8 protein-coding genes are annotated in these 6,000 nt (G+C 58.3%); 3 read left to right on the top strand and 5 right to left on the bottom strand.

Going from position 1 to position 6,000, the window contains the following annotated elements; translation table 11 throughout:
* The 3 genes from yhcN (QMM04_RS08525) to yhcN (QMM04_RS08515) all read left to right on the top strand — a co-directional run.
* Positions 1-228 (top strand): peroxide/acid stress response protein YhcN (yhcN, locus tag QMM04_RS08525; protein WP_282996004.1); only part of this gene is annotated, 228 nt, incomplete at its 5' end.
* Between the two features lie 90 nt (positions 229-318).
* Positions 319-585 carry a YdgH/BhsA/McbA-like domain containing protein gene (locus QMM04_RS08520; protein ID WP_021508139.1) on the top strand — a complete coding sequence of 89 codons (267 nt, stop codon included), beginning with the start codon at positions 319-321 and terminating at the stop codon, positions 583-585.
* Positions 586-688: 103 nt separating this feature from the next.
* A complete protein-coding gene (gene yhcN / locus QMM04_RS08515; RefSeq protein ID WP_021508140.1) occupies positions 689-955 on the top strand; it encodes a peroxide/acid stress response protein YhcN in 267 nt (88 codons plus the stop codon).
* 59 nt (positions 956-1,014) lie between these two features.
* On the opposite strand, the gene QMM04_RS08510 is transcribed toward yhcN (QMM04_RS08515), so the two are convergent.
* From QMM04_RS08510 to aaeX, 5 genes are all read right to left on the bottom strand, one after another.
* Positions 1,015-1,284 (bottom strand): hypothetical protein, encoded by a 270-nt coding sequence (locus QMM04_RS08510; RefSeq protein ID WP_021508141.1) that lies wholly within the window; start codon positions 1,282-1,284, stop codon positions 1,015-1,017.
* A gap of 15 nt (positions 1,285-1,299) precedes the next feature.
* Positions 1,300-2,754, bottom strand: a complete 1,455-nt coding sequence (locus QMM04_RS08505; RefSeq protein ID WP_282996002.1) for an NAD-dependent succinate-semialdehyde dehydrogenase — start codon at positions 2,752-2,754, stop codon at positions 1,300-1,302.
* A gap of 111 nt (positions 2,755-2,865) precedes the next feature.
* Positions 2,866-4,818, bottom strand: coding sequence for a p-hydroxybenzoic acid efflux pump subunit AaeB (gene aaeB / locus QMM04_RS08500; RefSeq protein ID WP_021508143.1), 1,953 nt, complete (start codon positions 4,816-4,818; stop codon positions 2,866-2,868).
* An 11-nt stretch (positions 4,819-4,829) separates the two neighbouring features.
* Positions 4,830-5,759, bottom strand: a complete 930-nt coding sequence (aaeA, locus tag QMM04_RS08495; protein WP_125310645.1) for a p-hydroxybenzoic acid efflux pump subunit AaeA — start codon at positions 5,757-5,759, stop codon at positions 4,830-4,832.
* Between the two features lie 8 nt (positions 5,760-5,767).
* Positions 5,768-5,971, bottom strand: a complete 204-nt coding sequence (gene aaeX, locus QMM04_RS08490) for a p-hydroxybenzoic acid efflux pump operon protein AaeX (protein ID WP_021508145.1) — start codon at positions 5,969-5,971, stop codon at positions 5,768-5,770.
* Between the last annotated feature and the right edge of the window lie 29 nt (positions 5,972-6,000).

Here is a 6,000-nt window from a genome sequence, read left to right as displayed (position 1 = left end):
CTATCTGCCCAGTCATTTGGTGCTTTCGCCGCAGATTCTATCAACGCCGAACAAGCAGCAAACCTGCAGCCGGTCGGCACCATTAGCGTCAGCGGCATTGGCGGCTCACCGATGGATATCCATCAGCAGCTGAACGCCAAAGCTGAAGCGCAAGGTGCTAAAGCCTATCGCGTTGTTGAGGCTTATAACGACAACAGCTACCACGCAACCGCGGAACTTTATAAATAAGTTTGCCGGAACAAGATGCAGTGTGAACGGCGACCCGTTTGAGAGGCGTTTGCCTCTCAGGTTGCCCACCCCATTTCAGGAGAGTGAATCATGAAAACCAAATTATCTATTGCTGTACTGAGTCTGGCTTCCGTTCTGTCTTTTGGCGCCAGTGCTGCCACCCTGGTAACCAACACCCAGGCTGAAAATCTGCAGCCGCTGAATCAGACCATTAGCGTGAGCGGCGTCGACGGCGACCAGACCAATATCCGTCAGGAACTGTCCCAGAAAGCCGATGCTCAGGGTGCGAGCCATTACCGCATCATTGAGAATAATCAGGACAACACCTTCCACGTGACGGCTGAACTGTACAAATAAACTTTAACTATCGATCCGGCGTTATGCAGTCGCCGGGAGAAGATCGACGACCCGCTTACCCTCTTCGTGCCGCAGGTTGTTGATTCTAATGAGGAGACGAATTATGAAAATCAAAACAACCATCGCAACCGCTACGCTGCTTTCTCTGTTCGCTTTTGGCGCTTCAGCTGCCCAACTGGTAACGGATGAATCCGCGCAGAATCTGCAATCTACCGGCCAGACCATTACCGTTAGCGGAACAGGCGGCTCACCTATGGATTACCGCGCTCAGCTTTCTCAGAAAGCCGATGAGCAGGGTGCCAGCGCGTATAAAGTGATTGAAGCGCGCACCGGTGACAGCTATCACCTGACTGCAGAGCTGTACAAATAATTCCTCGTCAATTCTGACGAACCCTTTGGCCCCGCCTGCCGGGGCCCTTTTTGGTTGTGCTACTGAACATTAAAGCGGAGCTGGCCTTCCAGCTCCTCTTCTGCCTCATCGAATAGCAATATCAGCGCACCATAGCGGCGTTTCTGCCCTTTCCCCAGATTGATGAACGCAATTTCCAGCGGCAACGGGATCTGCTCGCCGATGATCATTTCCCACAGATCGTCCAGATCGTGAATGGTGCGATCCGCCAGCGCGAAACGTTCGCAAAACTGACGGTAGAAATGAGCCTGATCGACGATTTCATTGAAGTCGAAACGCTCGGTTCTCATGGTGACATCCTCTCGCTACGCCAGACCGCCGAGGTGCAGCGCTTTGACTTCCAGATACTCTTCCATGCCCAGCACCGATCCTTCGCGTCCCAGTCCGGACTCTTTCACGCCGCCAAACGGCGCCAGCTCGGTCGAGACCGCGCACTCGTTGATCCCAATCATGCCGGCTTCCAGCGCCGCCGAAACGCGAAACACGCGCTGCAGATTCTGCGTATAGAAGTAAGCCGCCAGACCGTATTCGGTGTTGTTGGCGCGCGCGATTACCTCAGCTTCATCGTCAAAGCGGAAGCAGGCGGCCACCGGACCGAAGGTCTCTTCCCGCGCCAGCTGCATCTCTTCATGCGCATCGGCAATCACCGTCGGCTGCCAGAAGTTGCCGCCCAGCGGATGGCGCTCGCCGCCCACCAGCAGCTTCCCGCCTTTGCTCAGCGCATCTTTGACATGCTCCGCCACTTTCTCCACCGCAGACGGCTCAATCAGCGGCCCGACCACCACGCCCGGCTCCACGCCATTGCCCACTTTTAGTTTGCCCACCGCCTCAGCCAACTGATGCACAAAGCGGTCGTATATTGCGTTGTGGATATAGAAGCGGTTAACGCTGACGCACACCTGCCCGGCGTTACGGAATTTGTTGGCGATAGCCCCCTGCACCGCCGCGTCGATATCGGCATCGTCAAACACGATATAGGGCGCGTTGCCGCCCAGCTCCATCGAGACTTTCTTCATGGTTTCGGCCGCGTTCCGCATCAGCGTTTTCCCCACTGCGGTGGAACCGGTAAAGGAGATTTTACGCACCGCGCGGGAAGCCATAATGGCGTCGCTGATGGCGTGCGTGTCGCCAGCTACCGCGTTCAGCACGCCGTCCGGCACGCCCGCCTTTTGTGCCAGCGCCACCAGCGCAAAGGCGCTGAGCGGGGTGTTATTGGCCGGCTTGATGATGCCGGTGCAGCCGACCGCCAGCGCCGGTCCGAGTTTGCGCGTCAGCATCGCCATCGGGAAATTCCACGGCGTGATGGCCGCGACCACGCCAATCGGCTCGCGCGTCGCCAGAATGCGCGAACCGGCTTTGGCTGGCGGGATAATTTCGCCGTTGGCGCGCTTCGCCTGCTCGGCAAACCATTGAATAAAGCTGGCGGCGTACTCTACTTCACCCTCGGCTTCCTTTAGCGGTTTGCCCTGCTCGGCGGTCATCAGCTGGCCCAGCCAGCTTTTGTGCTCAATGATCAGCTGGTACCAGCGATAAAGGATTTCGCTGCGCTGTTTGACGGTTTTGTCGCGCCACGCCGGAAAAGCGCGCTGTGCGGCGGCAATCGCCTGTTCGGTTTCAGCCTTGCCGGCTTTCGCCACCTGCGCCAGTACCTCGCCGGTGGCCGGATTGGTGACATCAAAGGTGCTGCTGGCGGTGTGCCACTGGCCGTCAGCGAAGTAGCCAGTGTTGAACAGTTCGTGTTGTTGCAGGGAAGTGGACATCGTTATTCTCCTGTCAGTAAGCATCCTGTCAGGAAAGTATAGATGGCAATAATCGGGCAATGAGGGTCAGCGTGGCATCAGGCCAGCCGCTGCGCCAGGCAGCGGCCAGTTTCAGATTTGGATGAGGGTGTTCTGGTACTTATCCAGCATCATCGACAGCCGTTTCACCGGTTCCGTCACGCTGGCCGGGGCGGCATAGTGCTGCAGCTTCTGCTGATAAACGTCCAGCTCCTGCAGCAGGCGCTCAAAGTAGTAGCGCCGTTTATCATCGCTGCTGGCCGCAATAATGCGGTCGGCGGTGGCGCGCAGCTGGCGGTGATACGCCGACAGGTCGGCATTGACCGGTACCTCTGCGTTGCGCAGGCGCTGATGACCAATAATCAGCGTGAGCGCAATCCGGTATTTGTCGATATCGCCCGGGAACAGATTAAGCAGCAGGAACAGCTGCTGATAAAGCGCCGGTAAATGGTTCTCACGCCGGCGCGCCTGATTGGTGGTCAGCGCGGCCACCGCAGCATACATAAAGCGATTCAGCAGCTTGCGTCCGGTGCGGGCTTTGGATTTGTCACGAATCAGCAAAATCACCATCATCGCTACAAAGCTGCCAATCCACTGGCCGAGCGCGTTGTCGAGAAACACGTTGAACTCAAACTTCATCGGGTTATCCAGCACCAGCACGTTGATGGTGCCGATCAGCGCGCCCAGCGTACCAATCTGCCGCCGCTGTACAAAGATGCCGCCGATAAAGCCGAGTGCGCCAATCGCGATACACAACAGCAAGGCACTTTGCTGGGTGCCCGGCAATACCCAGATGAAGTAGAGCATGCCCAGCGGCACCGCAAAGGCCATGCCGTAGAAGAAGTCTTTCGCCATCATCAGCGGATTCGGCATACGCATCGCCAGCGCGGTAATCACCGCCAGCATCACCATGCAGCCGCTGCCGGAAGTCCAGCCGGTATATAGCCAGAACAGCGAACCGAGCGCGGTAGCGACAAAGGTGCGCACGCCATTGATCATCGCATGATGCGTCTCCGCTGAGCGCGCCTGGATCACCACTTCACGCTGCAGAATGCTCTCCTCCAGCGTGGTGATACGGCTGTTACTTTTGACGCCATTGATCAGCAGTAGATACTCCGTCGCCGCACCGACCCAGCTGGCCAGGGTAAACGGCACGCTTTTACTGCTGACGCCAATAACGCGGCGCATCAGCTTCATGCGCTTATGTACGTCACTGACGCTGGTTACCTCTTTCTCAATCAGCAGGCGATACTGCGGCGGGATGTAATCCGGGCGCGAATTCTGAATCAGGAAGGTCTCAGCGGCCTGAGTAATCAGCGTCAGCGATAGCGTGTTGAGCATTTGCAGCCGGCGGCTGGTGTTGCTCCAGCGCGACGACTCCATCAGCAGCTGGCTGCGCATACCGTTGAGCGCGGTCGTGCGGCGCACCAGTGCGCTCCAGGCTTTGTCGACTTCCTCTTTATCCTCGTGCGCCACGCACAGCTGCAGCAGGCGGTAGTGCGCTACCAGCAGCGCATCCACTTCCGCATCAATCACTTTCTTGATCGAGCGCGGAGAGAACAGCATGTCGGCAAGAATTGCGCACAGAATACCGAGCACAATTTCGCTGCAGCGCTCCACGGCGAACTGCGGCGCCAGCGTCAGGCCGCCGCTGGCATCCGCGGTCACCACGATGATCAGCGCAGTGTAGCCGGCGAGGCCCAGCGCGTAGGAGTTTTCGACTTTAATCAGCGATGAGAGCCAGACGCACATGCCGGCCCACAGGCAGCACAGCAGCAGCATCACCACCGGCGCGCGCACCGTCGCAATCATGATGGTGAGTGCCGCGATACAGCCGATAAAGGTGCCGATAATACGCAGAACGCCACGGTAGCGCAGCGCGCCAGAGTAGGGATCGCCGCCCGCGGCAAAGGCGGTGCCGCCGGCCACAATGCCGGCAGTCATCACCGCCCAGCGCGGCGTTTCCAGATTGAAGTGAAAGCCAATCATCAGCGCTGCCACCAGCGCGAAGGTCAGCTTTACCGGGAAACGCAAAAACTCAATCATATCGCCCCCGCTTAACCAAACTCACGCAGGCGGTTGAACAGCTGCGCCATCGGCGACACTTTGGTCTGGCGGTCTTTGTCACCGGTGATCACCACAGTAGCGGTGGTGCCGGCCGGGAAGCGGTTGCCGGGCTGATCGTCAAGGCGAATACGCACCGGCACGCGCTGCGCCAGACGCACCCACTCGAGGTTGGAGTCCACGGTGGCCATGCCTTTGCTGTCGACGCTGCTGCTGCTGTTGGTCACGCCAGCCGCGATACTGTCAACCGTGCCGCGCAGCACCGTGTTGCTGCCCAGCGGAGTAATTTCCGCGCGGAAGCCGGGACGCACGCCATCCAGCTTGGTCTCTTCCATGTAGGCCAGCACGTAGAACGAGTGCTGCTGCACCAGCGCCACGGCCACCGAGCCGCGCGTGATGAATTCACCCTGATAGACGTTGAGGTTGGTGACCCAGCCGTCGGACGGCGCTTTGATGGTGGTGCGATCGAGGTCGATCACCGCCAGATCGCGCGTCGCCACCGCTTTGGCCAGCTGATGTTCGCTGGTCTGCAGGTCGCTGTTCGACTGCTCAATGGCTTCACGCGACATCGCGCTGGTACCGAGCTGGTTACGGCGCGCCGCTTCACGGCGTTTTTCGCTGACCAGCGCCTGGTAATATTCGACATCCGCCTGCGCCTCATCCAGCGCTTTCTGATAGCGCGGACGGTCGACGATAAACAGCGTATCGCCTTTTTTCACCAGCTGGTTGTCGTGTACCGGGACGTCGGTGATCAGTCCGGTCACGTCCGGAGAAATCGCCACCACGTCGGCGGAGAATTTGGCGTCACGCGTCCACGGCGACTCGGTATAGAACACCCAGGCGCGGAAGATGATAATAACAGCGATGATAACCAGCAGGAGCGTAATGGCGTAACGCGCGATTTTTCTTATTAGCGCTTTCACTTAAAACCTCAGACGAATAGACGGGATACAAGGTAAAACACACAGCAATACAGCGCTGTGTTAAAAAGTGCCGGGTGCCACACCAGATCGTAAATCCCGCTGGGCGTCAGCACGCGTTTCACCAGCCAGAACAGCGCCAGCGAAACCAGTAGTTCGATGAAGATGGGCGGAAAAGACAGCCCGAATACGACAAATACCGGAAGCACACTCATTTCGGATCCTTAGTTCGACCTTGCCGGAT

The organism is Pantoea sp. Pa-EAmG (assembly GCF_030024295.1).
GTDB classification, from domain to species: Bacteria; Pseudomonadota; Gammaproteobacteria; order Enterobacterales; family Enterobacteriaceae; genus Pantoea; species Pantoea dispersa.
This window is presented reverse-complemented; position numbering and strand designations above follow the sequence as displayed.